The organism is Dyella ginsengisoli, assembly GCF_044904665.1.
In the GTDB taxonomy this organism is placed as follows: Bacteria; Pseudomonadota; Gammaproteobacteria; order Xanthomonadales; family Rhodanobacteraceae; genus Dyella_A; species Dyella_A ginsengisoli.
In genome coordinates, this window is record NZ_JADIKM010000004.1 from 162,583 (window position 1) to 187,033 (window position 24,451).

Annotated in this window: 23 protein-coding genes and 1 pseudogene; 14 read left to right on the plus strand and 10 right to left on the minus strand. The window is 63.5% G+C overall.

What is annotated here, in order from left to right; all coding sequences use genetic code 11:
• The first annotated feature begins 92 nt into the window (after positions 1-92).
• Entirely contained in the window at positions 93-1,019 is a 927-nt protein-coding gene (locus tag ISP17_RS15065) for a LysR family transcriptional regulator (RefSeq protein ID WP_404634626.1), read from the plus strand.
• Between the two features lie 146 nt (positions 1,020-1,165).
• Here ISP17_RS15065 and ISP17_RS15070 read toward each other — a convergent pair whose 3' ends face one another.
• Positions 1,166-1,636 carry a hypothetical protein gene (locus ISP17_RS15070; protein WP_404634628.1) on the minus strand — a complete coding sequence of 157 codons (471 nt, stop codon included), beginning with the start codon at positions 1,634-1,636 and terminating at the stop codon, positions 1,166-1,168.
• A 325-nt stretch (positions 1,637-1,961) separates the two neighbouring features.
• Between ISP17_RS15070 and ISP17_RS15075 the strand changes: the two genes are divergently transcribed.
• The 3 genes from ISP17_RS15075 (at position 1,962) to ISP17_RS15085 (ending at position 4,449) form a co-directional block, all read left to right on the plus strand.
• A complete protein-coding gene (locus ISP17_RS15075) occupies positions 1,962-2,936 on the plus strand; it encodes a GlxA family transcriptional regulator (protein WP_404634630.1) in 975 nt (324 codons plus the stop codon).
• Positions 2,937-2,960: 24 nt separating this feature from the next.
• Positions 2,961-3,653 carry a cytochrome P460 family protein gene (locus tag ISP17_RS15080; protein ID WP_404634632.1) on the plus strand — a complete coding sequence of 231 codons (693 nt, stop codon included), beginning with the start codon at positions 2,961-2,963 and terminating at the stop codon, positions 3,651-3,653.
• Positions 3,654-4,035: 382 nt separating this feature from the next.
• Entirely contained in the window at positions 4,036-4,449 is a 414-nt protein-coding gene (locus ISP17_RS15085; RefSeq protein WP_404634634.1) for a cupin domain-containing protein, read from the plus strand.
• A gap of 112 nt (positions 4,450-4,561) precedes the next feature.
• Here ISP17_RS15085 and ISP17_RS15090 read toward each other — a convergent pair whose 3' ends face one another.
• Positions 4,562-4,768 carry a hypothetical protein gene (locus ISP17_RS15090; protein WP_404634636.1) on the minus strand — a complete coding sequence of 69 codons (207 nt, stop codon included), beginning with the start codon at positions 4,766-4,768 and terminating at the stop codon, positions 4,562-4,564.
• 263 nt (positions 4,769-5,031) lie between these two features.
• On the opposite strand from ISP17_RS15090, the pseudogene ISP17_RS15095 reads away from it, so the two are divergent.
• The 3 genes and pseudogenes from ISP17_RS15095 to ISP17_RS15105 all read left to right on the plus strand — a co-directional run bounded on the left by ISP17_RS15095 (position 5,032) and on the right by ISP17_RS15105 (position 7,387).
• Positions 5,032-6,197: pseudogene (locus tag ISP17_RS15095) on the plus strand (diguanylate cyclase domain-containing protein).
• Between the two features lie 389 nt (positions 6,198-6,586).
• Positions 6,587-7,099: a Tse2 family ADP-ribosyltransferase toxin gene (locus ISP17_RS15100; protein WP_404634638.1), complete on the plus strand. Its 513-nt coding sequence runs from the start codon at positions 6,587-6,589 to the stop codon at positions 7,097-7,099.
• Positions 7,100-7,120: 21 nt separating this feature from the next.
• A complete protein-coding gene (locus ISP17_RS15105) occupies positions 7,121-7,387 on the plus strand; it encodes a hypothetical protein (RefSeq protein WP_404634640.1) in 267 nt (88 codons plus the stop codon).
• Between the two features lie 200 nt (positions 7,388-7,587).
• On the opposite strand, the gene ISP17_RS15110 is transcribed toward ISP17_RS15105, so the two are convergent.
• The 3 genes from ISP17_RS15110 to ISP17_RS15120 form a co-directional block, all read right to left on the minus strand.
• Positions 7,588-9,414 carry a hypothetical protein gene (locus ISP17_RS15110; protein WP_404634642.1) on the minus strand — a complete coding sequence of 609 codons (1,827 nt, stop codon included), beginning with the start codon at positions 9,412-9,414 and terminating at the stop codon, positions 7,588-7,590.
• Between the two features lie 362 nt (positions 9,415-9,776).
• The gene (locus ISP17_RS15115; RefSeq protein ID WP_404634644.1) at positions 9,777-10,442 is read right to left on the minus strand and encodes a glutathione S-transferase family protein; all 666 of its coding nucleotides are present in this window, start codon (positions 10,440-10,442) and stop codon (positions 9,777-9,779) included.
• 233 nt (positions 10,443-10,675) lie between these two features.
• Entirely contained in the window at positions 10,676-11,773 is a 1,098-nt protein-coding gene (locus ISP17_RS15120) for an MBL fold metallo-hydrolase (RefSeq protein ID WP_404634646.1), read from the minus strand.
• Positions 11,774-12,310: 537 nt separating this feature from the next.
• Here ISP17_RS15120 and ISP17_RS15125 point away from each other — a divergent pair.
• Together ISP17_RS15125 and ISP17_RS15130 are read left to right on the plus strand one after the other, a co-directional pair.
• Positions 12,311-12,952 (plus strand): YopT-type cysteine protease domain-containing protein, encoded by a 642-nt coding sequence (locus tag ISP17_RS15125; protein ID WP_404634648.1) that lies wholly within the window; start codon positions 12,311-12,313, stop codon positions 12,950-12,952.
• A gap of 130 nt (positions 12,953-13,082) precedes the next feature.
• A complete protein-coding gene (locus tag ISP17_RS15130) occupies positions 13,083-13,688 on the plus strand; it encodes a hypothetical protein (RefSeq protein WP_404634650.1) in 606 nt (201 codons plus the stop codon).
• A gap of 188 nt (positions 13,689-13,876) precedes the next feature.
• On the opposite strand, the gene ISP17_RS15135 is transcribed toward ISP17_RS15130, so the two are convergent.
• Positions 13,877-15,709, minus strand: a complete 1,833-nt coding sequence (locus tag ISP17_RS15135) for a hypothetical protein (RefSeq protein ID WP_404634652.1) — start codon at positions 15,707-15,709, stop codon at positions 13,877-13,879.
• 639 nt (positions 15,710-16,348) lie between these two features.
• On the opposite strand from ISP17_RS15135, the gene ISP17_RS15140 reads away from it, so the two are divergent.
• Positions 16,349-17,362 (plus strand): phytanoyl-CoA dioxygenase family protein, encoded by a 1,014-nt coding sequence (locus tag ISP17_RS15140; protein WP_404634654.1) that lies wholly within the window; start codon positions 16,349-16,351, stop codon positions 17,360-17,362.
• A gap of 38 nt (positions 17,363-17,400) precedes the next feature.
• On the opposite strand, the gene ISP17_RS15145 is transcribed toward ISP17_RS15140, so the two are convergent.
• Both ISP17_RS15145 and ISP17_RS15150 read right to left on the minus strand, forming a co-directional pair.
• Entirely contained in the window at positions 17,401-17,574 is a 174-nt protein-coding gene (locus ISP17_RS15145; protein ID WP_404634656.1) for a hypothetical protein, read from the minus strand.
• A gap of 84 nt (positions 17,575-17,658) precedes the next feature.
• A complete protein-coding gene (locus ISP17_RS15150) occupies positions 17,659-18,240 on the minus strand; it encodes a hypothetical protein (RefSeq protein ID WP_404634658.1) in 582 nt (193 codons plus the stop codon).
• A gap of 277 nt (positions 18,241-18,517) precedes the next feature.
• On the opposite strand from ISP17_RS15150, the gene ISP17_RS15155 reads away from it, so the two are divergent.
• A complete protein-coding gene (locus tag ISP17_RS15155) occupies positions 18,518-18,727 on the plus strand; it encodes a hypothetical protein (RefSeq protein WP_404634660.1) in 210 nt (69 codons plus the stop codon).
• A gap of 650 nt (positions 18,728-19,377) precedes the next feature.
• Positions 19,378-20,115, plus strand: a complete 738-nt coding sequence (locus ISP17_RS15160; protein WP_404634662.1) for a hypothetical protein — start codon at positions 19,378-19,380, stop codon at positions 20,113-20,115.
• Between the two features lie 259 nt (positions 20,116-20,374).
• Here the strand turns inward: ISP17_RS15160 and ISP17_RS15165 are convergent, their stop codons facing one another.
• The gene (locus tag ISP17_RS15165; RefSeq protein WP_404634664.1) at positions 20,375-20,722 is read right to left on the minus strand and encodes a DUF6404 family protein; all 348 of its coding nucleotides are present in this window, start codon (positions 20,720-20,722) and stop codon (positions 20,375-20,377) included.
• Between the two features lie 245 nt (positions 20,723-20,967).
• Here ISP17_RS15165 and ISP17_RS15170 point away from each other — a divergent pair, with 245 nt between their 5' ends.
• Both ISP17_RS15170 and bla read left to right on the plus strand, forming a co-directional pair.
• Entirely contained in the window at positions 20,968-21,369 is a 402-nt protein-coding gene (locus ISP17_RS15170; protein WP_404634666.1) for a VOC family protein, read from the plus strand.
• Between the two features lie 43 nt (positions 21,370-21,412).
• Positions 21,413-22,408 carry a class A beta-lactamase gene (gene bla, locus ISP17_RS15175; protein WP_404634668.1) on the plus strand — a complete coding sequence of 332 codons (996 nt, stop codon included), beginning with the start codon at positions 21,413-21,415 and terminating at the stop codon, positions 22,406-22,408.
• Positions 22,409-22,682: 274 nt separating this feature from the next.
• On the opposite strand, the gene pdxR is transcribed toward bla, so the two are convergent.
• The gene (gene pdxR, locus ISP17_RS15180; protein ID WP_404634670.1) at positions 22,683-24,152 is read right to left on the minus strand and encodes a MocR-like pyridoxine biosynthesis transcription factor PdxR; all 1,470 of its coding nucleotides are present in this window, start codon (positions 24,150-24,152) and stop codon (positions 22,683-22,685) included.
• Positions 24,153-24,451 lie beyond the last annotated feature (299 nt).

Consider the following 24,451-nt stretch of genomic DNA (forward strand, 5'->3'; position numbering starts at 1 on the left):
TACCTATGGGTTGGTGACTGATGGCGAAAAGGTATCGACGAAGGGCATGTAACTAAATAGAATCAAATGAAATACATCGTTGCAAAATTGACATGTCAAAGCTGCCGGACTTTGAAGGACTCGCCCTGTTCGCCAAGGTCGCCGAATGCCGCTCCTTCCGGGCCGCGGCACGCGAGCTCGATCTTTCGGTGCCGACGCTTTCGCGGGGAATCGCCCGGCTGGAAAAGCGACTGGGCGCGCGCGTGTTCAATCGGACGTCCCGCCAGCTCGCGCTGACGGCTTTCGGTACCAGTCTGCTGGGGCGGGCGACGCAGCTTTACCGTGATGCCGAGGAGGCCGAGGCACTGGCGCGGGATCAGTCCGCATCCCCGCGCGGGACGGTGCGTCTTGCCGTGCCGATGACCTTCGGCGTGCGTTGGGTCGCCCCCTTGCTCCCAGGGTTGCTCGAGCGCTATCCGGAGTTATCTGTAGACCTGCATTTGTCCGATGCCGTGGTGGACGTCGTTGGCGACGGCTTCGACGCGGCCCTGCGCATTGCGTCACTGCCCGATTCGTCGCTGGCCGCAAGACTGCTTTGCAAGGTATCGCGGTTTACCGTGGCGGCGCCGGCTTACGTAAAGCGCTACGGCACGCCGAAACACCCACGTGACCTGGACCCTTCTCACTGCCTTGCCTACGCGTTTCGTGCGGGAAGCGACGCGTGGCGCTTCCGCAACGGCCGCAAGGAAGAAGTGGTCCATCCGATGGGGCGGCTGCGCGCGACCAATTCGGAGGCACTGCTACCGGTGTTGCTGGCCGGCCAGGCTGTCGCCGCGTTGCCCGAGTTCATGGCCGCCGAGTATCTGCGTGATGGCCGCCTGCTGCCGTTGCTTGCGGACTGGCAGCAGCCTGGCGGCGGCCTGTACTTCGTGTCGCCAACCACACGCAATCGACCGGCGAAGGTGGAAGTGGTGGCCAATTACTTCACTGAAGTGCTCAGCGACCCGGTCTGGCGGTGGCCGAGTCGGTCGAAAAAATGATCCTGGAGGAGGGCAGGACTCAGGAAAAAACGGGGTCAGGTTCACTTATTCCCTGGTTGAAAATTTACCTGGCCCCGTTTGGTTTGGCGTTCTGAAATGAATCCGCCCCCGTTCTTGCATGCCCGGATAGTGGCCGGGATCGAGAATCAGATCGCAAGGGCGATATGGATAGCCCCATTTTGACCTATTGAGGCGACAAAGGTCCCGTGCGGATGAGGGCGTTCAACTACCAGCCGCTTTTGATTCAGTGTGCCCACCAGCGTATTGAACGCACCAGAGATTTCGGGGCTTTCGGAGTTTCGCCAGAGATCGATGCAACCGAATAAGACGATTTCGTCGGGTGCTGGATCCCCGATGTATTGCTCCACAAACGACGCATTGAGTGCGTCGAATTTCTTGTTGTTCGATATCATGACGAGATGTACGGCTTTTAGAACATTGCCATATCGCGCCACAACGCCTATGCATGACGTGAATGGCGAAAATTTTATCTCGGCTCCCTCGGCAAATTTTGCTTCGGTAAGATTATCTGCATTACCTTGCTTGATAGGATATGGCACGCCAGACCTCCAAAGATTGCTGGTTGAGTTGCTTGGTAAATTCCATTTGTGGTGCACGCCAATCTTTGTAGATTAGGGCGCCCCGCGGCCTCGGGACCAACTGCAGCGTCGCTTTTTTTGATAGCGGGGTCGGGCTCACTTATCTAGCGTTCTGAAGTGAATCTGACCCCGTTCTTCTATTCGTTAGTGCGTATTCGGGCTTTGAACTTAGTCAAGACCAGATAACGGTTTGTCAGGTTCACTTGCGAACACACGGAAGTGAGCCCGGCCCCGTTTGTCGAAGTTCTGACCCATGTTCTGGTTGTTGCGGTCTGACGAGGCGCGCCGGACAAGTGACCGCGGGCCCGGCTTGTAAACCCTGTTCGGCTACGATGCCTGCCCCATGAATGCACTCTCTACCCCCAAAACCGTGGGTCTGCTCGCCTACGACGATATGCAGGCGCTGGACCTTGCCGGCCCCCTGGACGTGTTCGGTGGCGCGAATGCGTGCGCGCCTGGTGCGTCGCCCTACGAGCTTTGCGTCATCGGCATGCAGGCGCGGGCGGTGCGTGCGGAGAACGGGCTATCCATCGTGCCCGAGTACGCGCTGGAAGACGCGCCGCCGCTGGATACGCTGCTGATACCCGGCGGCATCGGCGCGCGCCTGGCTCTCCCGGGCGAAGCGCGCCTGCTCGACTGGCTGCGCGAGCGCGCCAGGGATACGCGGCGCATGGTGTCGGTTTGCACCGGGGTGTACGTACTGGCGGCAGCCGGTTTGCTCGATGGCCGCCGCGTCACCACGCACTGGCGATATGCCGACGACCTTGCGCGTCGTTTTCCCGCGCTGCAGGTCGAAACGGATCGGTTGTTCCTGCGTGACGGCTGCTTCGCCACGTCCGGCGGGCTGACAGCGGGTATGGACCTGGCGCTCGCGCTGGTGGAAGAAGACCTCGGCGCCCCCGTCGCCCTCGACGTGGCGCGGCAACTGGTGATGTACGTGAAGCGGCCCGGCAGCCAGGCGCAGTTTTCCGCGCCGCTCGCCGCGCAAGCGCAGGGCAGCGGCCGCATGGGCGCGCTGGTGGATTGGTTGCTGGGCCACCTGGACGAACCCATCGACATCGAGCGCATGGCCGGGCAGGTGGCGATGAGCACGCGCCATTTTCGTCGGATGTTCGCCGACACGTTCGGCACGACACCGGCACGTTTTGTCGAGAAGCTGCGGCTGGAACAGGCTTGCATCCGATTGACCCAGGGCCGTGCCCCGATCGGGCGCATCGCCTCGGGCGTGGGCTTCAACAGCGCCGATGCCTTCCGCCGCGCATTCCGTGCCCGATATGGCGTGACGCCAAACGACTACCGCGATCGATTTACCGGCTGACCGCTGGCCGGAATCGTCGTTTCTTTGTCCTTCGCGGATTGCATCCAGGCAGGAGAATCCCATTGCCCTTTCTGTCGGAGAACACCCGTGCTGTTGAAGCCGCTTTGCCTGCTGCTGAGTGCCGTGATGGCGACCACTTCGTTCGCCGCGACCGCCGATGATCAGGTCGCGGTGGATCCGCATGGTCCGGCCTACACCGCTGATGGAAGGTTGATCGCGCCTGCGGACTATCGCGAGTGGGTATATCTCAGCTCCGGTCTGGACATGAGCTACAACCCGAAGGCCATGGCTTCGCCCAGCCCGATGTTCGACAACACCTTCGTCAATCCCGAAAGCTACCGGGCTTTCGCGAGCACCGGCCGCTGGCCGGACAAGACCGTGATCGTGCTGGAAGTGCGTGGCTCGGCGGGTAAAGGCTCGATCAACCAGCGCGGCCACTACCAGAGCGGCGGTGTACAGGGCATGGAAGTGCACGTGAAAGACACCGCGCGGTTTCAGGGCGGCTGGGCGTTCTTCAGCTTCGACGACGGTGCCGCGCCGGCGAAGCAGATCCCGGTTGCCGAGGCCTGTTACACCTGCCACAGCGCGCATGCCGCCGTCGACACCACGTTCGTGCAGTTCTATCCGACGCTGTTGCCCATCGCGCAGCAGCATTCCACGCTGAGCGCGGCATACCTGAAGGACACGGCGGAACTGGTTGGGTCGCCAGCAAGGTGAGCGCGAAACAGCGAAACAGGGGTCAGGTTCGACTTTTCGATCAGTTATGAGCTTTACGTCAGAAACAACCGAACGGGGTCAAATTCATTTATCTAGTCTGTGGAAGTGAGACTGACCCCTGTAATGACCCAGCGGTCCCTGCACAGGTCGGGCCGCTAAAGCAGAAGCCTCGGCGGGTGTCCTCGTGCCCGGTTACTGGTGTGGGCGCCGGTGGTTTTACAGCGCGATCTGAAGCAGGGGGAAAGGTGGACCTTCTTGAAGCGAGCGCCGTGAAACTTCGACGCTGACCACCGGCTTTTCGGGTGGCTATCATGGCGAAGGTCTGCGGGCTTACGCCGGCCTCTATTTCGCACGTCCATTGTCACCAAGGAGCCGACGCGTGGTGAGGAAGACATCGCTGACAGAAGTCCTGAAGACGCTTCAACATCTGCCCGACCGGACGCCGGAGATGGCGTTCACCGGAGAGGCGGACGCAGCGTTTTCGGACATCGCTCCCTATCGGGATGGCGTGATAGCGGTTGGCTTCTACTCGGGCAGCAGCGAGTGGGAGCGCCATCCCGACGGGGACGAGATTGTGATGGCGATCGAGGGGCACACGACGCTTGTGTTGCTGGAACAGGGCGAGCGACACGTCATCCCGCTAGGCCCGGGGGAATTGGTGGTTGTGCCTCAGGGTTGCTGGCACCACTTCGAAAGCGCGGCGAACCTGAAAGTCATGAGCGTCACGCCGCAACCGACCGAGCATACGCTGCACGACCCGACAGCTCAGAAGGAAGCAGGGGTCAGGTTACTCTGACCACTTTGACCCTTGTCTCCGCTTGACACACGAAACGGCTTTTAGGTTTCCAGGGGAGCGCAATCTGGCACCGTCAGATAGCTTCAATCCGGACAACCGAACGGGGTCAGGGTCACTTATCCGCGCGTGGCGGTCGGTGAGCCGGGCGGATGCCGGCGAAGCGCCGGGTTTTGGCCTCCACCATGGCGCGGAAGTCGTCGCGGCCCAGCGCGCGTTGCTGTTTCAGGTAGGTGCGTATCGCGGCGAAGTCGTGGTCGGACAACACTTCGCGCAGCAGTTGTCGGTAGGCCTCGGGGTAAAGGGGACGGGGGCAATTCACTTTGGCTAACTCTCTCTGTTCCCTTTTCGCGTGCCGTAGCTTCCGATCACCTGTTGTGCGATGGTCTTTGCGCCGAAGATGGTGTCCGACGCGGCAGCGCTCATGACACGCAACAGGGAAAGGTGGTCGTGATGGGAAGAAGCCTTGAAGTGCTGTTGCGCCGGCTGTCGGTGCGGCAACGGATGATGGCTATCGTCGCGCTTCTGTTGCTGCCGCTTGCCGTGCTCAGTGGCGTAAGCATGGTGGTGTTGAACGAACAGGAGATGGCCTTTCGCGATTCGGTCGAGGAGTCGGTGCATGGGTTGCTCCCCTTGGCCACGCTGGAGCATTACCTCCAGCAGGCGCTGGTGGATGAGTTGCTGGCCGAGTCGCGCGACTCGGTGCCTGACTTTGCCGGTCTGACCCAGAATGTGGACAACAGCTTTTCGAGCATCCAGCTGGGCACGAACAGCAAGGATGTGCCGAAACAGATCATCGACGATGCGCAGAAAGCCTGGGTGCAGGCACGTCCATCGATTCGCCGCCTGGTTGAACAGGTGCGCGCCCAGCGCTTCAGTGGGGCGGTAGCCAGCGCGGACACGCGCACCGAGCTGGAGCGCGCCATAAAAGATATATCCAGCGCGCGAGCGAGCCTCTCCGGCGTGCTCAAGACGCGCTACGAAAATGCTGCTGCCCAGCGCAGCCGTCAGTTGCACTGGCTGACGTGGAGTTGGCTGATCACCTTGACGGTGGCCGCGGTGCTGATCGTGATCTTCCTGCGCTCTCTCCTGCGCCCCCTGCATGCGTTGACCCAGGCCGCCCGGCACATCGAGGAAGGTCAATCCGGTGTGCGTGTGGACGTCGACGGCCGCGACGAGCTGGCGGTGCTGGCCGACTGCTTCAACCGCATGACGGCCAACTGGGAGGCCACCCAGAGCCACCTGCAGACCGAGGTGATCAAGGACCCCCTCACCGGAGTGCTCAACCGTCGCGGCATTCTTTCGCAGTTGGGCACCGAGCTGGACTCGCATCGGCTTCGGCAGCGACCGCTGAGCGTGCTGGCGATGGATCTGGATCGTTTCAAGTTCATCAATGATCACTACGGGCACAGCACGGGTGATCGCGCGCTGACCTGGGTGGCCACCACCATGCGCGGCCTGTTGCGCGAACACGATCACCTGGGACGGCACGGTGGCGATGAATTCATCGCGGTCCTGCCGAACACGAGCCATGCCGTTGCGCTGGAAATTGCCGCATCAGCCAGCTCGTGCGCGAAGGAGCTGCGCGCGAAGCGGCCTACCCGGAGATAACCATCGGCGTCGCCACCGCGCCGGAAGATGGCGACCAGGCAGCATCCCTGCTGGAAGCCGCCGACGCCAGGCTTTACATGCAGAAGAAGCATCGCCGCACGACCGGGCCTGCGAGTGCAGCGTCTCCCACGACGGAGTAGCACGAGAAGATCAGTCTCGCATCGGCTTTCCGTCCGTCGCGGTGCGTGTCGAGACCGCAGAATGCCCAACTCCCTCCTGCCTGAGAACGTGTAGCAGAGCCATCGGTTTTGAGCGCATCGACGATGGTCTGGGGGAGATCATCAAATGATCGCAAAAGCATGGGTCGGGCTTTTGCCATACCACGCGATGGCCCAGAGGGCGCCAGCCGGCCACTGGCGATGACCAGAAGTTCCAGGCCTTTACGCACCTAGCTGGGAAGGGCCGTATACGATGGCTGCCTTCACAAACGGATGGTGGGTCGCACCGGGGCATGGAAGCAGCTTCGGGTGCGATTTGCTCAAAGTGGTCGCTGCCGACGAGGCGGCTTCCGTCGACTCAAGGACCTTTCATGGCAGATGTTCCCGTCGATCTTTATCGTTCCTGCAAGTCTTCCCACTGGGGCAAGACCGTGAGCAAGCGGGAACAGGCCTTCAAGTCCGCGCAGGGCAAGGGCAGCCTTCTCCCCGCCTATGTGGGTTTCACTCGCGGTGACGGCTCGTTCCGGGCGCCCGATGTCACGACGTTCAAGGACAGCGCCGGGACGGTCTGGGTACGTGGCGTCGAGGACAGGGACGCGCGCAATCGTGCCGAGGTGAGCTGGAAGGAAGGCGTCTCCGTAAGCACGTCGCCCGGCGGCTTCGGATACAGCGGATGGTTTTACTTCCTCGTGCCGGAGGGAACACCCGTACCGGATTCGCTGGACGTCAAGGCGACGCCCACGCGCAAGGACCCGGGCCATCACTCGATCCGGTGCCGCAACCTGATGCGCCAGGACGCCTACGAGGGCGCCCTGGATACGCTGGCCCGCGCGGCGCTGGCCAGGGCCGTCGAGGCGGGCAAGCAGTCGTTCTGTCATTCCTAAACTTCTATAGGGCAAGGCCTCATGCGAGCTATCAGTGAACGCGACCTGGCGGTGGTGATCCCGCTGCTGGCGGCCAAGATCCGCGACCTCACTCTCGAGTTGCGTGCGAGCCAGGCACGCGGAGGGGAGGCGTCGGATGATGTGGTGGAAGACCGCATGCAGATCCAGGAGATGCTCGAGCAGTACGACGGCATCCTCGATTCACTGCGCGACGAGTACGAAGAGGGCTTGAAGGAGGGCATCCAGTTGCCCGCGTTCGATGACCTGGTCCGGCCATTCCAGCTCTAGGCAGACTCAATGCAGGGAGGCTCCAGCTTCTTCAGGCCGGGCCAATGGGGGGCGTCTGGCCCACAAGACGAGCTGAGCAGACCCGCTGACCTCCGTGATGCGAGTTGAGCGTGCGCTTGACGCGCGTGATAGCGCTCGCTGATCAGTCAGGCGTCAGCGTGCGCGTTCCCGTCTGTCCCCTTTGAAAGTTCTGATCAATCTCAATGAGCCCAGCCAAGGCCATCGGGCGAGCCATCCGGATGCGCGAACCAGCGCACGCGATTGATGTCGTGCGGGCAGTCAATGCCCTGCACGTCGGTATCGATGGCACCGTCATGCGTGATCAACGCATGTTCGTAGCAGCTGCCCAGGTTGTCGCCGAAGCGAACCTCGCGGAAGCTTTTCCAATGGGTGTCTGGCGCGCCAGTCAAGAAATTTCGCGCGCGGCTCCCGCCGAACACATCGTCCAGGTTGGTGATGTACCGCACGAGTCCTGCCCGATAGTGGTCGCCATCGAGAAAGCGTCCTTGATGCGCCCCCATGCTGGCCTTGGTTGGTACAAGGAACGCGCGGTCGCCCTGGGCTACCGCGCCTTCCACTCGGTAACTAAAGCGCAGGGGATAGGACACGCGTTCTTGATCGAGGCTGATGGTTTTCCCGCCCACGGTGCGGCGGCTGGTGCGATGGACCGTGCTGGACAGCCAGATGTTCTGTTCGTAGAGGCGAGGAACCGACGATTCGTCCGGGTCTGCCAGTCCACGCAACAGGAAGACCTGCGTGTTGGAGAACCTTTGGCTCTCGGCGACGCTCGAGTGGACTTGCCCGTGCGAGGTGTTGACGAAGCCTCGGATCTCGAAGTCGCGGTCCAGCCGGGTGGTCACCCGGCCTCGCAGCACGTCGCCCGACGCACTCAACGTGTTGTTCACGGTTGGCGTAGCGCTGCTGCCGGCCAAGGTGTTGAGGGTGACGCCGCCGACGACGAGCGCGCGGCCAGGGTCGAGATAGAGCAGCAGCTGGCCATCGGCAGTGGGGTAGAAGATCTGCAACCCCAGCTGGCGTATGGCCAGCGTGTGGGTACCGGCATCGTTGAGCACGCCGGCAAACGGTGTGAGATCGACTCGATACGGCACGAAGCTGAGCATCTGCGACGGCGTGGTCGGCTGATTGACGGTGTTGGGCAGGGAGGGATTGAAATCCGCGCTCAACAACGGGAACGCGGGGACGATCCCGGCCGGGGTGCCGTCGATGATCACCTCGTGCTCCACATGGCTGACGCCGCTGCAGCCCTGTTCCCTGGCGAAGTTGCCCTGCCGCGGCAGGTCACCGGGTGCGAGCCGCGTGTGCAACGCACGAAAACGGTTGAACGATTGATCGGGCACGCAGGTAAACCACCACGGAACGGCGTTGAACACATCGAGATAGGCGCGCTCGATGTTGTGCGGCAGGTTCAGGGCGGTGGTGCCTGCATGGACCGCGAGGACAACATCGGGTGAGAGCGGCGCGGGCGTTTGCTCCGAGGCCCGGTAGAAAAGCAGTTTTGCGCTGCCGATGAATCGTGTCTCGGGAGAGGGTGATTCGTCGGAAAAGTAGTAGAAGATTTGCCCGTCGTTCGGCTGTCCCAGCAGCGAGACATCGTCGGTCAGGTCGCGCTCGACGTGCCAGCTGGCCTCAGCGTCGTATTTTGGTGATATGCCACGAAACACGGGGATGCCTGCCAGGTCGACGACCAGGCTGTACGCCGGTGCATGCCGCGAGCCGGATATATCCAACTGCAGGATCACTTTTGCCCAAGGCTTCGGACAGTCCGGTGGGGGCATGTAGGTGAAATGGAGCGGGCCGGATTCGTCCGGAAACGCCTGATCGTGGAAGAGCGTGACCGCGCACGGTGCTCCCAGGCCTCGCGGCACCGCTGGGTCGGCCGTGGTGATGACGGTTGCCGCTGGCGGCTCAGGTGAGGACGCTGGCGCCCGCGCGAGCGCGATTGCGGCAGGCAGACAAAACAGCAACGCCACAGCGAGTCCGCGACTCGCAGGTTGCGCAAGGTTCATGGTGCTTCTCCCATGCACTGTCCCCCGTCCGGGAGGGGACCATGAACCTCTGTCTGTTATCGACTCGCGATGGAACGGGAAAAATTTTTCGGCGAGGTGCACTTTCTGGCCGCGCAAGTCTGCAGAAAGGGCTTCAGAGTGCTACTTGTTGAGGCGAGGGTGGTGAAAGGTCGGAGCTGTCCTGTGCGTGCTCAGTCGAGCAAAGAGCAAACGAGGTCAGGTTCACTTATTCCTGGGTTGGAAGTGAACCCGACCTCGGTTGGTTTAGCCAACGCAGGGGCGGGGGGCACTGCCTTGAAGCGAGCGCGGTGAACGATTGACACGACTGCCTGTTCCGCGGGGAGGCAGCGAACCGGTGGCACTCAGCTCGCTTCTTCGCCCGCCGAGCGTGCGCGCGCCAGGCTCTCGACCCAGCCGCGGGTGGCGTGACAAGCGGCCATGGCACGTCGGTAGCCTTGGCGAGCGGTGCATCGCGCGATGTACGCGCGCTCGCTGTCGCCGAATCGGAAGCCGCCGCGCTCGGCGTACTCCAGCGCGTAAACGACCGAGATGTCTGCGGCGGTGAAATGGTCGCCTGCCAGGTATTGCGAATGCGTGAGTTGCCGCGTCACGAGCCCCAGCCGAGTCTCGAAGATCTCGCGTGCAAAGCGGGCGCCCCAGTTGTTCCTCTCGTCCGGCGGTGCCAGGTTGGCGCTGCAGTTGACCACGTACCACGCCATCGCGAGTCCGGCCTCGCCCAGGTGAAGGAATTGCTGGTAGCGGCCATAGGTCGGGTCGTGCGGGGGTGGTGCGAGGGGTGTCGGGCCGTGGCGCGCGAGGAGGAACTCGAGGATGGCGATGGACTCGACCATGGTGACTGCGCCGTCGACCAGTGCCGGAATGAATCCGGCCGGGTTGATCGACCCAAATTCCGGATCATGCTCCAGGCCCGACAGCAGGTCGACGTCGCGCAGGCGGTAGGGTAGGCCCATCTCCTCCAGCAACCAGATCACGCGAAAGCCTCGGCCTTCGCCATAGACGGTGATCATGCTCGACGTGTCCTCTTTGGCAGGGTTGCACGGGTCGACGTTCGAGCAGGCGCCTGTTCGACCCAACAGGGCAGAAGCTGGGTTGGATCTCACTTTCCTGCTGAGCGCGGTATCTGCGGTCGCCCCTGCCCCGGTTAGGTTCGCTGTTCCGATCCCTGCCGCCAAAGAAAGCGCCGCCGCGAGTCCTGTGAACTCGCGGCGGCTCATTACGACGTTTGCCCTCCGAACTTGCGTCAGTAATCCCACTGCACCGGCACGAAGCGGAAACTCTCGCCGTTCTTTGCCACGTGACCGATGGACGGGAATGCGATGTGCGCCGCGGCCAGCAGGGAGCCGGCTTCAGCGGCTTCGTTGAGCAGCGCGATGCGCGCGGCCATGGCCACTTCGGGCTCGTGCTCGAAGCCGTTCTGCCAATCGGGATGGTCGAAGCCCACTTCGAAGATCATGTCGCCGACGAATGTCAGCTTGTCGCCCTTTGAAGCAACGTCCACGACGCAATGCCCCGGCGTGTGGCCACCGGTCACGCGTGCGGTGACGCCAGCTGCAACTTCCACGGTCTGGTCGAACTGCACGATGTTTCCGCGGTAGAGCTCCATGAACCTTGCTGCCGCCTTGCGCAGCGCGGGCGGCACCGCTTCGGGCATCACCGTCCTGCTGAAATCAGGATGCTTCCAGAACTCCACTTCCGCCGCCGCCACGTGGATGCGCACGTCCGGGCGCAGCTTGGCCTTGACGCCATCCACGTTGAGCCCACCCACATGATCCATGTGCATGTGCGTGATCACGATATCGGTGATGGCGGCGAGGTCGATGCCAGCCGTTTCCAGCCGCAACACCGAGCGACCGGCGCGCGAGAAGTACTCGAAACCATCGCCCACGCCCGAGTCGATCAGTACCAGGCGGTCGCCGCTGCGCACCAGCGCGATATTCAACGCCCAATCGAACATGTCACGTTGGAGGAAACGATGGTCGAACCATTCGTTGCGGTCGGCGTCGCTTACGTTGGTGGACAGCGTCGAGGTGGGTAGCGGCAGAATGCCATCGCTGATCAGCACGACATCGAGGTCGCCAATGCGCACCGCGTAGCGGGAGGACACGAGTTCGCCAGAATCATCCTTGCCAAGGTTGGCGGTAACCGGCTGAGTATTGCGGAGTGTTGCGCTCATTTTTTGGAGTCCTGTGAATTGCGTGGGGGAGCCGCATGGAGGGGCGCGGTGCGCGAGCACGACCGCGAATGCCTCGCGTTTTTGTGGCGCTCGCGCTTTCGACTGAGCGTGATTGAGTCTAGTCAGGGGAGCGCACGGCAGAAGTACCGTGAAGGCGCTCAGCATGTTGCCCTTGCGGCAACAATCGACGACGGCCTGAAGCTAGCCGGGTCGGATTCATTTGATTCTTCGGGTGGAGGTGAACCTGGCGCCCGTTCGGCGCGGCGCTGCTGCGCCCTCGGTCAAGGTCCGAGCCCCATCACCCGAGTCCCACAAGCCACGCCCAAGGCCGGAAATCTGCCCGTCGAGCTCTCAGCGCTACCGCCGAGCTGCCAACTCAGCGCCCCGAGCTCCATCCACCGAACTCAGCACGCCCTCGTTTTTTTCTAGCTCGGCGATGGAGCCGAGAGGGCGTGCGCAGTACTTTCTCCATCGATCTGCTCTGGCTTCGGCTTCTCTCCGGCCTGATCAGATCGGCCGCCGCGGTCCGCACTACTTCAGGGGGAGCCACGGATCGAGCCATGGCAGACATCGTCGGTGAGAAAAAAGCAGCGATGAGGGTGCTCTTTTGCGTCGCCTCGGATGCGTTGGGGCTCTGGACAACGCAGGCGGGCGAGCAAAGTCGACGCTGATCCCCACTATTTCTTCATAAGGAGAGTGAGCATGTCGTTTCAGTCAATGGCAGAGGCGGGCACGGGCTTCTTCCATCCGTGGAGCCAGGACACGTATCTGAATACACAGGGCATGGAGGACAGCTCTGGAATCTGCTATGCGGTTTGCGCCATGTGGATTGAGCAGAGGTATCTGGCGGCCAGGAGCGGTGAATCTTCCCGTGACGCTTTCAAGAGACTGTTCGCGAGCACATCTGGCAAAAGGATTGCCACCGATTTGCAGGAGGAGCATCACGAAGCGCTTGCGCAGAACGCGGGAGCTGAGCCGAAGAAAATTGTTGCCGCCAAGATGACCCCGGCCTTCCGTTATCTCGGCAACTCGGGTCTCGTGCACAAGGGGGCGACGGTGACGGACGATCTGCGGGTCATGTCCGATTTCATTGAATCGTCCCCCGGCTTTTATTTCATCGGTGCGCATGGACCGCACGGGGGACATGCCTTCGCGGTTCATCATCGCGCAGCACCGATACGGTCCATGACGCTTTTCGATCCCAATCACGGCGAGGTGGCGTGGACCTCGGAGCTCTACTACAAGCAAGAGTTCTGCGCTTTTTTCTCGCTTGTCCGATCGCTTATCTACAAGGGCGATCTGGATGGATTGATGGTCGTGTTCAGGGTCGGCGCCAGCGGTTGACGCGCCACAAGGGGACCGGGAGTAGGGGGACACTTTCGGAGTTGGTTGGAGCCTTGCGCGGGATCCACGCCGAAATCAACAATCAGAACATCCCGAAACGACGCCGCTGGCATTTATCCATGGAGAGGTGATGGCTTCAATGAAAAGGATGGCGCTTATCCCGATGCTTTTTCTTGTGCTCGGCCCTGCCGCAGCACAACACGCCACTGTCTGGTACAACGACCGCGCGCTACGCCAACAGCTGGATACCTCCGTTACATCCTTCTTTGGAAGCGAGAAGGGGCAATTTGTCGTGCTGAGAGGCCATCATGTCCCGGGTGTCGACCGGGGGCTCCTGGCCACGCAGTTCCTTGGCGTCTTCGACGGCGTTCCGCAGGATCGCGAGGCCACTGGGCACGGCTACACGCTGTATGGCGGGTGTCAGCCGCACAATTGTGCGGTCACCGCCGCCGTGCTGACCACGCCGAACGGCACGGTGATCGACGCAGCGGCGTTGATCCACTGGCGATGCGGAAGACCGGATTTGCCGATGGATAGCCCTCAAGCAGCGAAGGGCGAGCCGTTCCGGGTAGGGGGCTGCGATGACCTTCAACATCCGACCGTCACGATGTTCTTTGCTCGCAGGGCCGCGGTAGATGAGCAAAAGGTCCAGGACCTGAAGGACTGGGCCGCGAAGCGGCTGTCTGATATCGGGGGCTACCGCAAAACCCGGTACGTGACCGTGGCTTTCAAGTGAGTCAGGGTGAGCTGCGCTTGTTTCGCCTTCGGAGCGTATCTGCACCAGTTCAGTCGTTCCCACGTCCAGCATGGCCACAGGGAGTTCGCGCCGTGATGATCCAGCGCACATGGATAGCCCACCCGTCGAAAAGGCATGTCGGGCACAAGTTCACAGTTGCTCGTATCGGTGCCCCGCTCGCCGCCGACTTAGTGCCACCAACCCAGGCTGTCCGGTGAACCGTCGGGGTGGGCAAACCAGCGCACGGAGTTGCGTTCGTCCGGGCAGCCGATACCTTGTGACGTCGCCCAAACCGCTCCGTTCAAGGCGCCAACCGCAGCGGTGTAGCAGCTGCCGAAGTTGTCGGTGAAACGGTGCACCGCGACGCTGCGCCAGTTGCTGTCGCGCGACGGACCCCGCAACAACGCGCCCCAACTGTCATAGGCGTGCGTGCGGGTGCCGGCAAAGTAGTCGACCATGCGGGTGGTGTAATGACGGCGCCCGGGCCGGTAGTGATCTGCACTCTCCACGCGGCCTTGCGTGGCGGTCACGGTGCCATTGCGCAGCGCGATGTACCAGCCGTCGGCTTCTCTTGCGTTGGTGGCCATGTGATAGCGGTACGTGAGGGGATAGCTCACGTGCTCCACGTCTGCGCCGAGTAGGGTGCCGCCGATGGCCCAACGGCTGGCGCGGGTCGTGGTGCTGCGCAGTGACAAGGTCTGCTGATAGAGCTTGTCCACCGCCGTCGGGCCCGGCTCGATCGGGCCACGAATATCGAAGGATTGCACGTTCTCGAACGCGCTCGACTGCCTGACCGCTGAGTCGACACGGCCCAACGAGCTGTTCACGAATCCACGGATTTCGAATTGTCGCGATTGCCGCGTGGTGATCTTGCCGCACAGCGCCTGGTCGCGATCGGTGAAGGCGCTGGCGAACGTGGGTGCCGCCTGTGCGCCGGCCAGCGTGTTGAAGGTGACGCCGCCGCTCACCGTGGAGCGCTTGCGGTCCAGATACACCAGCAGTACGCCGGGAACCGAGACCAGGTGCGGGCCGGCGGCATCGAGCTGGCCCGCAAAGGGCGAGAGGTCGACCCGATACGGCACGATGTTGAGCATCTGCGGCGTGGGCGTGGGCATATTCAGCGCGTTGTGAAAATAGTTGATGCTGGGGTCAGCCGGCAGCAGGGGAAACACGGGCGCGATCCCGGCAGGCGTACCGTCCACATCCACCGCGATCTCGCGGAAGCTGCCGCCGGGGCACTCTTGCTCGTGCGGAAAGATGGAGTTCTTCAGCCGGTTGCCGGGGGCGAATACGTCGAACAGGGCAGGGTGGCGGGCCACGTCCGCATCCGGCACGCAGAAGTACCACCACGATTGCGCGTTATCCACGTCCAAATAGGCGCGCACGATGTTGTGGGGAAGTGCCAGCGGCGTAGCGCCGTCCAGCGCGAATACTGCATCGGGAACGTCCTGCGTGGGCGCTCCGGCGGTCTGCGGGTAGAACAGCAGTCGCGCGGTGCCAGTGAAGGCCGACGTGAAGCCATCGGGGTCGCGGGTGTCTTCGGCGACGGTTGTCCAATACGAGCCGATATGCGGCGCGGTGAGCAGTGCACTGTAGTCGGTGAGATCTCGCTCGGCGTGCCAGCGGGTGGGAGCGTCATAGCGTGGCGCTGCCTGATGGAACAGGGGAACCCCTTCGAGCGAGATGCCAATGTCGTCCACCACCGTGTGGCGGGAGCTGGTGATTTCCACCTGCAGCACGACCTTGCTCCACGGTGGCTTGCATGCAGGCGGCGGCATGTAGGTGAAATGGTTGTCGGTCTGGTATTCGTCCTCGCCGGAGAACGGTTGGTTGTCTATCAGCTGCACGATGCAGGGGGTGCCGGTCGGGTGCGGCACGCGAGGATCAACGGTCACAATCTGCACGGGAGCACTGGCCGCCGCGGTTGTAAGCACGGTGGCCCCCGCGTGGGCGGTTCCGACGACTGTGAGGGCCAGTGCAACGGCTACCCGAGTGGGGATTTGGAGCTTCCAGATGCGCATGATCTTCTCCTCCTTGTGCTGTCTCAGAGGTTTGTATGCGGGAGGGGACTTCTACGCAGTCCAGCGCGTCAGCGATTGATCACGATCAACAAGCCGTGCCCGGTTTAGTCACCAAGGTTTATCCGGTGGGCGCGGAGCGACAGACGAGTCAGATGCCGGCCAAGCAAAACGGGGGCAGGTTCACCTTTCCGGCCTGCTGAGGATCTTGCGGGGCCGTCTGATCTTGAACGGCCCGGCCGGTCGGGCGAGCTGGGCTTCAATGGCGGCGCGGATGCGATCGGATCCGAATGCATGCTGGCTTTGAAGGTGTAAGCGGATCGCCTCGATGTCCTGATCGGAGGCCGTGCCTGACCAGCGGGTGGAAGTGGTTGTCCATCAGCGCGCCGGCATGGAGTGCGAAGCGGGTGTCGAGCAGTGCCTCGCCGAGTAAGTGCAGGTAACGGTGCCGGCCCGCTTCGTCGAGAAAGCAGGGCCCGCGGTTGTTGCCGCGCTGGATGAGTGCTGGGGAATGCCTGGAAGGTCGAGCACGAAAGGCAACAGAGCCGCTGTCGCGGAGCCGGCCGCCTGACTGGCTCAGGGGGTGCGCACAGTAACCTGCGCAAGACTGAACTTGATCCCGCTGTTGTGCACGGATCCTCCATGACCGCCACCCTCCCATCGTCCAGTGTCACCGGCTCGCTCGGCGTCCCCCATCTGAAGCGCCTCTGGGCGGCCGCCCAAGCTGCACGGAGTGGGCTCGCAGCCCGCCTGCACGACGAGGCGCGCCTTGATCGCCAGGTGCTCGATGCGCTTGGGCTGGGCTTGCATCAGACATGGGATCATCTGATGGACAAGGCGCCGACTTTCGAGGACTTCGAGGCGTGGGTGGTGGCCACGGCGGGGTGGCCCGATCGCCGCTGCGTGGAGCGGTTGCGGGCCGCGGTGGCCGGAGCGCCGCCTCCCGATGACGCGCGTTCATGGCTGGAGTCCGTGCAGGCGAGTCCGGCCGTGCTCACGGATGACGACCTGGCTTTCTGGGAGACCCATGGCTACGTGGTGCTGCGACAGGCCGTCTGCGAGGAGGTCCGGCGCAACGTGGAGCAGGTGATCTATGCCCACGTCGAGGCCACGCCGGACGACCGCGAGTCGTGGTACCGGCGCGGGGGACGACACAGGATCATGGTGGAGCTGATTCAGCATCCTGCACTGGAGGCCGCGCGACGCTCACCGCGCATCCACAAGGCTTTCGCCCAGCTCTGGAACACGGCCGACCTGTGGATAAGCGCGGATCGCTGCGGCTTTCATCCACCGCAAAGAGCGGACCACCCCTTCCCGGGGCCGGATCTGCATTGGGACGTGAACTTTGCCCAGCCGCTTTCGTTCGAGACGCAGGGCATCCTGTACCTGACCGACACCCCGGCGGAGCAGGGGGCATTGACGCTGGTGCCGGGGTTTCACAAGCGCTTGCCCGACTGGCTGGCGGCGCTTCCTCCCGGCGCGGACCCGCAGCAGCAGGATCTGCATTCGCTGGGATCGATGCCTGTGGCAGCCGGAGCTGGAGACATGGTGATCTGGCACGCCTGGCTGCCGCACGGCAGCCGTCCAAACCTGGGCGAACGGCCACGCGTCGTGCAATACATCAACATGATGCCCAGCACCTTCGCGGTGGCGTAACCCCCGAATGGTGACCGTGGTTTTTACCTCTCGCGCTCTCAGACGCGCTGACGTATGCCAGCGAAGGTCGACCAGGTGACCAGGCCATGTTGGCGGGCCATGCGCCGGTAGTAGATGGGGTTGGCGATGGCCATGCAGGCGGCGGTGAGCGGGGCTGCCCACCACAACATCGCGAGCGTCGACGGATACCGAAACGGGTGGAGCAGGGCCATCAACCCGAAAACCGAACGGGGTCAACCTGGCCCGGCTCGGTATGCGCACACCCCGGGCACGATGGTGCCCGGGGTGCACTCCCATTACCTAGCGACGCCGACCACGGTCGTCGAAGCGAGGGTGTTCAGATATGAGATCGGCTGCGTGTATGGGCCGTTGGGGTTACCCGGTGCGACACGGAAAACGTAGCTGGAACCGGCAGCGATCCAGTTCAGATTGGTGGTATAGGTGTTGCCCGGATGTTCGCACTGAACCACATGCGCATTCGGCTCCCCATTTCCGCTCACCCACAAGCAGCTGTATTGCGCTACCGGCTGTGATCGCGATTCGTCCCAGGTCCAGCGAATGGACACGCTCCCCATGCCGCCGGCGGGAGCGTAGACAATGGACGGCGATGCGCTGATGCTGCCGACCGGCAGGGGGCAGTTGTAGACACAGCCCGGTCCCGGAGACCAGTTGGCGACAGGCCCATTGGTCTGCATGCCCTGGAGTGCTTGGACCAGCTCCGCCTGCTGCTTCAGGTTCGGGGTCGATGCGTCGATCCTGCCGTCTACGGTCACGGTGGTTCCCTGCACCGCGGCGGCGAGCTGATGCGTGTTGTCGGCCGCATTGGCGACGCCAGTGAACATCATGAGCGCGGCGAGCGCTCCATAAACAATCTTCATCCTTGATCCTCTTTCGATATGTAGGTGAACTTCGGCTTTCCATGGAAAGACATGCCAACGCCGCACCAAGCCTGCTTGCGCATAGACAACGACGCGATGGGGCTGGCGTGCGAGAAAGTACCCGGAGTGATCCAACGCCGATATCGGCGAATTCTTCGGAGCGTGTAAGCCGAAACTCCCGGGACGAAAGGCATGAAGTGGTTTGCTTTCCCACCTTAAAAAGGGGGGGGCAGGTTCGAGCTCCCGATGCACTTCGGATTTTGCGGGGCGCCCGATCTTGAGCGGGCCCGACCGGTCGGGCGAGCGGGGCCTCGATGGCGGCGCGGAAGCAATCGGATCCGAGTGCGTGCTGGCGTTGAAGATGCAGCCGGATCGCCTCGATATCCTCGTCGGAGAGTGTTTCCAGTTCGATGGCGCGGTAGGCAGCGTAGCGATCTCTGCGCGTCGCGCCGAGGCTCTGGTAGATCGGGTGCGCATGGACGAGTGAGTTGTCGTGACCCAGGGCGCTCGCGCCGTGGCTAGACCAGGAAGTAGTCCGCCGGATCGGTGCACATGAGTGCGGACCGGGTTCAGCTCGATGTAGCGGTAGCAGCGCAACAGATCGGTATCGCCATCGATGAGAGAGGATCTGCAGCGTAAGTGGTTGGTCATCAGCACGTAGGCGTGGATGGTGCAGCCTTCGCGCAGAGCGATTTCCCTTAGATCCTGAAGATAGCGATGCCGGTGGGCATCGGTGAAGAAGCAGGGCTGGCGATCGTTGCCGCGTTGGACTACGTGCTGGGGAATGCGGGGCAGGTCGATGCGCGGCCTGCGTGTCATGGGTGGCTCCTTGCCAAATAAGCCACCTTGCCTGCGGTCCAACACGCTGTCTGTCGCTGCAAGCTGACGAGACACCTCGGAGAAGTGCACTCTGGCCCCGACTTTTCGCAGTTCTTTGCGCTGTGTGCGCGGCGCGCTGCATCCGGATGCCTCTGCGGCACGTACACGCCCTCGCCCCCGCATCGTCACGACCAGCGCAAGCATTCGCCAGGCACCGCGCAGCATCACAGGCGCGGAGTAGTCGGTGGACGCTTTTCAACGCATCGATACCCCGCACTGGCACCGGTGTCCCGTTTTCCCCTGATTGAAGGAACTGTTGTGGTCAAGCTCGCGATCCTGCATCAAACGTTGCCGACGTACATGGAACAAGATCCGCCCGAGGAGAGTAAGCATCTCGATGTGGTGCTCAAGGCATCGGATCTGGAGTCTTTTCGAGAGGGCCTTCGGCACGTGCAGCCGCGCGTGCTGGTGCTGGACCTGCCGCTGCTCGGCAGTGATCCGCAAGCCGTGGTGAAGGTGCTGGAGGAGACCGTCAGGCCCGAGCTGACGATGATCGTGTACGCCTTCGCCAAGTGGGATCTGGTGGAAGCATTGCGGGGCGACAAGCGGCATGTGCTGCGGGCACCCATCAGCGTGCGCGCCCTGCGCGCGAACCTGATCCACCTCATCGTTCGCAGCCTGCTGGGCGAGCCGGAAAAGGCACCCGAGCCGGCCCCGGTCGCCCGTCAGCCCACGCTACCCACGGAGCCGGCCCCGGCACGCCGTTTCGACGATGTGCAGCTGGCGCATCTGCAGGAGATCATTCCCAACGTCGACTGCGAATGCCCCAACCAGGTGGCGGACCTGGTGCTGGCCCTGAACGCGTTCGAAAACTATTCGAACGAATGCAAGAACCGCAACGCGGACGACGCCAAGGTGCACGCCATGCTCGCCCGCGCCACCGGGCATGCCCGCGCGCTCATGGAATTGGCGATGACCGAGCTTTGCGAATTCGAAAAGATTGATATCAAGCAGCTCTCACACCGCGAAAAGATCGCGCCGACGAACGGGAAGTAGCCCATAAGCGATCACCTGATCTGCCCCGGAAATCCGAGCAGGTTAGGTTCGACTTTTCGGCGCGCCAGGCGCTCGTCGTTTTTTCTGGCCGCTCGATCCTGAGCGGCCAGAAAAGCGCGTGCGTCGGGCATCGATGGCCGCGCGCAAGCGATATGCCGGAAGGTTCTTTGTCCGTATCGCTGCTGACCACGAGTCGCCGTGTTCCATGCGGTACCGGGACCACGCCGGTCACCTCGGCCGTCGTCCGCCTCTCGCGCTCTCAGACGCGCTGACGTATGCCAGCGAAGGTCGACCAGGTGACCAGGCCATGTTGGCGGGCCATGCGCCGGAAGTAGATGGGGTTGGCGATGGCCATGCAGGCGGCGGTGAGCGGGGCTGCCCACCACAACATCGCGAGCGTCGACGGATACCGGAACGGGTGGAGCAGGGCCATCAACCCGAAAACAAGCCAAAGGACCAGCACCAGCAAGGCGCCCGAGAGTGCCGATACGGTGATCATGGCCGGCAACATCAGAAACGGAGGCGGCGGCAGGAAGATGCCAAGGGACCACAGCGCCTTCCATATCGGGGGTGCGAAGTTCTTCCGCGGGACGCCGCGGCCGTCCATTTACTGCAGGTACGCCTCGATACGTTGCTTCGGCTGCATGTTTGGGTCCGGAAAGGAGCGATCCCGATTGCTGTGGTTGAACCGCGCGAAACCGCTCTCGGCCTCGGGATCGTAATGACCCGGCGGTTACTGCACAGGTCAGGCCGCCGCAGCATGAGCCTCGCCGGGTACTCAGAGGACGAAAGTGGTAGAAGAGTGCGGCAGCCTGCACGACCCATCACCCCTACCCGCATGAGGGCACATCCGTGAGCAGACAAATCTTCATCAACCTGCCGGTCGCCGACCTGCCTAGGTCCGTGGCCTTCTTCGCCGCGCTCGGCTTTGCGCCTAACCCGCAGTTCACCGGTGAAGGTGGCGGCTGCTTCTCCATCACCGACACGATCATCCTGATGCTGTGTCCCCATGCCAGGTTCCGTGACTTCACGCCGAAGGAAATCTGCGACACGAGCAAGGCGGTCGAGGTGTTGCTCTCGCTGAGCTGCGACAGCCGCGAAGAGGTCGACAGCCTTGTTGCCAGGGCGCTTGCCGCCGGCGGCACGACCTACGACGAGCCGGAGGATTTCGGCTTCATGTACACGCACAGCTTCGTCGACCCGGACGGCCACGGCTGGGGCGTTCTGCACCTCAGCGGCACGCCGGCACCGTAGTGCCCCGATGAAATCTCCTATCCGTTTCGCGTCGAGGACACCCATGAATTCAATCGCCCGTTCGCTGCGCGGCGCGGGGTGGAGCGTGTGCATGACGCTGGCGCTGGTCCGGCCGGCGAGCGCTGCCGACGCCACCGACACGCGCTTGCAGCAGGTTCTGGCGCATCTGGCCAAACAAGCCGAACCCGGCGTGCTGGGCGTGACCGTGCTGGATCTGGATACGCACGCGCGAACGCGCATCCACGCCGATCGCGCCTATCCCATGATGAGCGTGATCAAGGTGCCGGTGGCCGCGGCGGTGCTGGCACAGATCGATGCCGGGCATATCCGCCTGCAGCAGGAGGTGACCATCCACCGGCGGGACGTGGTGGGCGGCGCCGCCGTGCCGTCCATCGGCGCGCACTTCACCGGCGAGCAGATGCGCTTCACGGTGGATCGCCTGCTGGTGGCCACCGTGAGCGAGAGCGACAACACCGCGGTCGATGCGCTGATCCGGCTGGTGGGCGGGCCACAGGTGGTGACGGGCTTTCTGCGTGCGCACGGCATCGAGGGTATGCGCGTGGATCTCGGCGAGGCCGGGGTGGATCGCATCTTCGAAGACACGGAGCACGGGCGATCCATTCCAACGGGAGAAAACGCCCAGGCGACGCTGGCGCGGGAACGGCGCGGCTATCAGGCCTATCTGCGCGACCCGCGCAACCGCAGCACGCCGGATGCGGCGGTGGAGCTGCTGGACAAGCTGTGGTCGGGCCAGCTGCTCTCCGCCGATTCGACCCAGCGCTTGCTTGGCCTGATGTACGGGCAGGCCGTGCCCAATCGCCTGCGCGCTGGGCTGCCTGCCGGCGCCCGCTTTGCGGACAAATGCGGCACCTCGTATTCGCTGGAAGGCCAAACCGCCGCCTACAACGACATCGGCATCCTCACCAAGCCGAACGGCCACACCGTCATCGTGGCCGCGTTTCTCACCGCCTCGCAGGCCGACAAACCGGCACGCGACGCGCTGTTTGCCGAGATCGGCAAAGTGGTGAGCGTGCCGTGATCATGCCGGCCGTGCATGGCAATGCTTCAGCCTCGTCGCCAAGGCTCTCGCCGCGGGTGGTTCCACCTATGACAGGCCGGAAGATTTCAGCTTCATGTACTCATACAGCTTCGTCGACCCGGACGGCCAAGGCTGGGGGCTGCTGCACATGAGCGCCATGCCGGAACAGTAGGGTCGACTTTCCGCACTCCCCGGCCTGGGGAACGTCGGACAAGCAGCGGCCAGGCACTCCCTTGGCTCCCATTCAAACGACAGTCAGAAGGGTCGGGCAGGCTCACTCCACCCCCTCATTTTCGGCGGCGAACCGGTGCTCCTTGTCGATGGCGTAATAGGCCTCGGCGAGCTGCGCCCCGGCGCGCTTGAGGCTCGCCTCGGATTCCCCGGCGTAGCTGAGCACCAGCGTGACATGATCGGGTGGCATCCGGTGGAAGCGTTCGGCAGAACGGATACGCACACCGCGTGCCTGTGCCTCGGCCATCAAGGCCCCGGTCGCGCTGCGTGGCAACCGGGGCAGGTGCACGAACAGCGACCCTCCGGCCACCGAGTCGGTCACCGCCATGGCGCTGCCGAGGCGCGCCCGCAGCGCGTCGTGCAGGGCCCTATGGCGGGGCGCCAGGCGGTGGGCAATACGCCGCAGATCGCGCAGGTACTGGCCGCTGGCGATGCATGCGGCGAGCACATGCTGCTGCATCGATATGCTGCCGCGATCGGCCAGCCACTTGATCGCCAGGAACCGCTCGCGCAGGGGGCGGGGCACCAGCATGTAGCCCAGCTGCAGCGCGGGGAACATCGAGCGCGCGAAGCTGCTCAGGTGGATCACCCGGCCGTAGCGATCCAGCGACCACAGCGACGGCGAGGTACGCACGCCGAAGCGGTGCTCGCAATCGAAATCGTCCTCCACCAGGCATGCGTCGTGCGCATAGGCCCATTGCAGCAGGGCCCGGCGCCGCTCCTCGGGCATGACCACTCCGGTCGGGAACTGGAAGGACGGGGCCACGTTGACCAGCCGCACGCCGTCCAGCGCGGCGGCATGCCGGTCCAGGTCGATACCGTGCGGGCCCACCTCGCACGGCACGACCCGCGCGCCCATCGCTTCGTAGGTATGGCGCACGCTCCAGTGGCAGGGCTCCTCCACCACCACGCTGTCGCCTTCGTCGAGCAGCACGCGGGCTATCAGGTCGCGCGCCTGCTGGGCACCGCTGACGATCAGGATGTCGTCCGGGTCGACCTCGATCGCCCGCTCGACACGCAGATAGCCGGCCACGGCCTTGCGCAGATCGATGGCGCCCTGCAGTTCGGGGAAGTGCGGGGTGTTGCGACGGCGCAGCAAGGCCATCAGGTTCTGCTTCCAGGCCTTGATGCTGCGCGTGTCGGACCCGACGCGCGGCTGCGCGAGGTCGATCACATCTCCCTGAAGTGCCGGTGCCTGCGCTTCGGGCAGGGCGGGCAACACGGCCCGCCGGGCCAGGCGGGACAGCCGCGGCTCGCCCGGCGCCACGATCTGTTCCTCCGCGTGCGTCTCGCCCGCGGATGCGCCGACGGGGCGCGTGCCCACGTAGGTGCCGCTGCCCGAGCGCGAGTCAAGGTAGCCCTCGCTTTCAAGCTGTTCGTAAGCCATCAGCACGACGGTGCGCGACACCCCCAGCGCCACAGCCATCGAGCGGCTGCCGGGCAGGCGTGCGCCGACCTGGACGCGCGCCGAATCGATATCCCGCCGGATCGACTCGGCGATCTGCGCGTACATCGGTTCGTCGGTTTGCCGCCTGTTTGCCATCCATGTTCTCCGGGGCGGCGCAAAGTGGTTACATCGAAAAAGCCGGCGACCGGTCATTTACGGTCCTGGCCCCCTGACGAATGATCATGCCACGGCTTGTCGGACGCCCATCAGGCGCGCCCGCCGCCGCGACCGCCCGTTTCGGGCAGCCCAGCAGGGGAGAACCGCAGTTGATCATTTCAGACCACACCGGGCCACGCTCCCGGAGGCTCCGTGCGCCCACGGGCGCCGGCAGCCGGGCTAAAGGGGGCCGCCACGCCATGACGCAA

Bases quoted from the DNA above. Each gene is read 5' to 3' on its own strand.
- ISP17_RS15065 (WP_404634626.1), top strand. From the start codon at position 93: ATGTCAAAGCTGCCGGACTTTGAAGGACTCGCCCTGTTCGCCAAGGTC.
- ISP17_RS15075 (WP_404634630.1), top strand. From the start codon at position 1,962: ATGAATGCACTCTCTACCCCCAAAACCGTGGGTCTGCTCGCCTACGAC.
- ISP17_RS15100 (WP_404634638.1), top strand. From the start codon at position 6,587: ATGGCAGATGTTCCCGTCGATCTTTATCGTTCCTGCAAGTCTTCCCAC.
- ISP17_RS15105 (WP_404634640.1), top strand. From the start codon at position 7,121: ATGCGAGCTATCAGTGAACGCGACCTGGCGGTGGTGATCCCGCTGCTG.
- ISP17_RS15110 (WP_404634642.1), bottom strand. From the start codon at position 9,414: ATGAACCTTGCGCAACCTGCGAGTCGCGGACTCGCTGTGGCGTTGCTG.
- ISP17_RS15115 (WP_404634644.1), bottom strand. From the start codon at position 10,442: ATGATCACCGTCTATGGCGAAGGCCGAGGCTTTCGCGTGATCTGGTTG.
- ISP17_RS15120 (WP_404634646.1), bottom strand. From the start codon at position 11,773: ATGCTGAGCGCCTTCACGGTACTTCTGCCGTGCGCTCCCCTGACTAGA.
- ISP17_RS15125 (WP_404634648.1), top strand. From the start codon at position 12,311: ATGTCGTTTCAGTCAATGGCAGAGGCGGGCACGGGCTTCTTCCATCCG.
- ISP17_RS15130 (WP_404634650.1), top strand. From the start codon at position 13,083: ATGGCTTCAATGAAAAGGATGGCGCTTATCCCGATGCTTTTTCTTGTG.
- ISP17_RS15135 (WP_404634652.1), bottom strand. From the start codon at position 15,709: ATGCGCATCTGGAAGCTCCAAATCCCCACTCGGGTAGCCGTTGCACTG.
- ISP17_RS15140 (WP_404634654.1), top strand. From the start codon at position 16,349: ATGACCGCCACCCTCCCATCGTCCAGTGTCACCGGCTCGCTCGGCGTC.
- ISP17_RS15145 (WP_404634656.1), bottom strand. From the start codon at position 17,574: ATGGCCCTGCTCCACCCGTTTCGGTATCCGTCGACGCTCGCGATGTTG.
- ISP17_RS15150 (WP_404634658.1), bottom strand. From the start codon at position 18,240: ATGAAGATTGTTTATGGAGCGCTCGCCGCGCTCATGATGTTCACTGGC.
- ISP17_RS15165 (WP_404634664.1), bottom strand. From the start codon at position 20,722: ATGGACGGCCGCGGCGTCCCGCGGAAGAACTTCGCACCCCCGATATGG.
- bla (WP_404634668.1), top strand. From the start codon at position 21,413: ATGAATTCAATCGCCCGTTCGCTGCGCGGCGCGGGGTGGAGCGTGTGC.
- pdxR (WP_404634670.1), bottom strand. From the start codon at position 24,152: ATGTACGCGCAGATCGCCGAGTCGATCCGGCGGGATATCGATTCGGCG.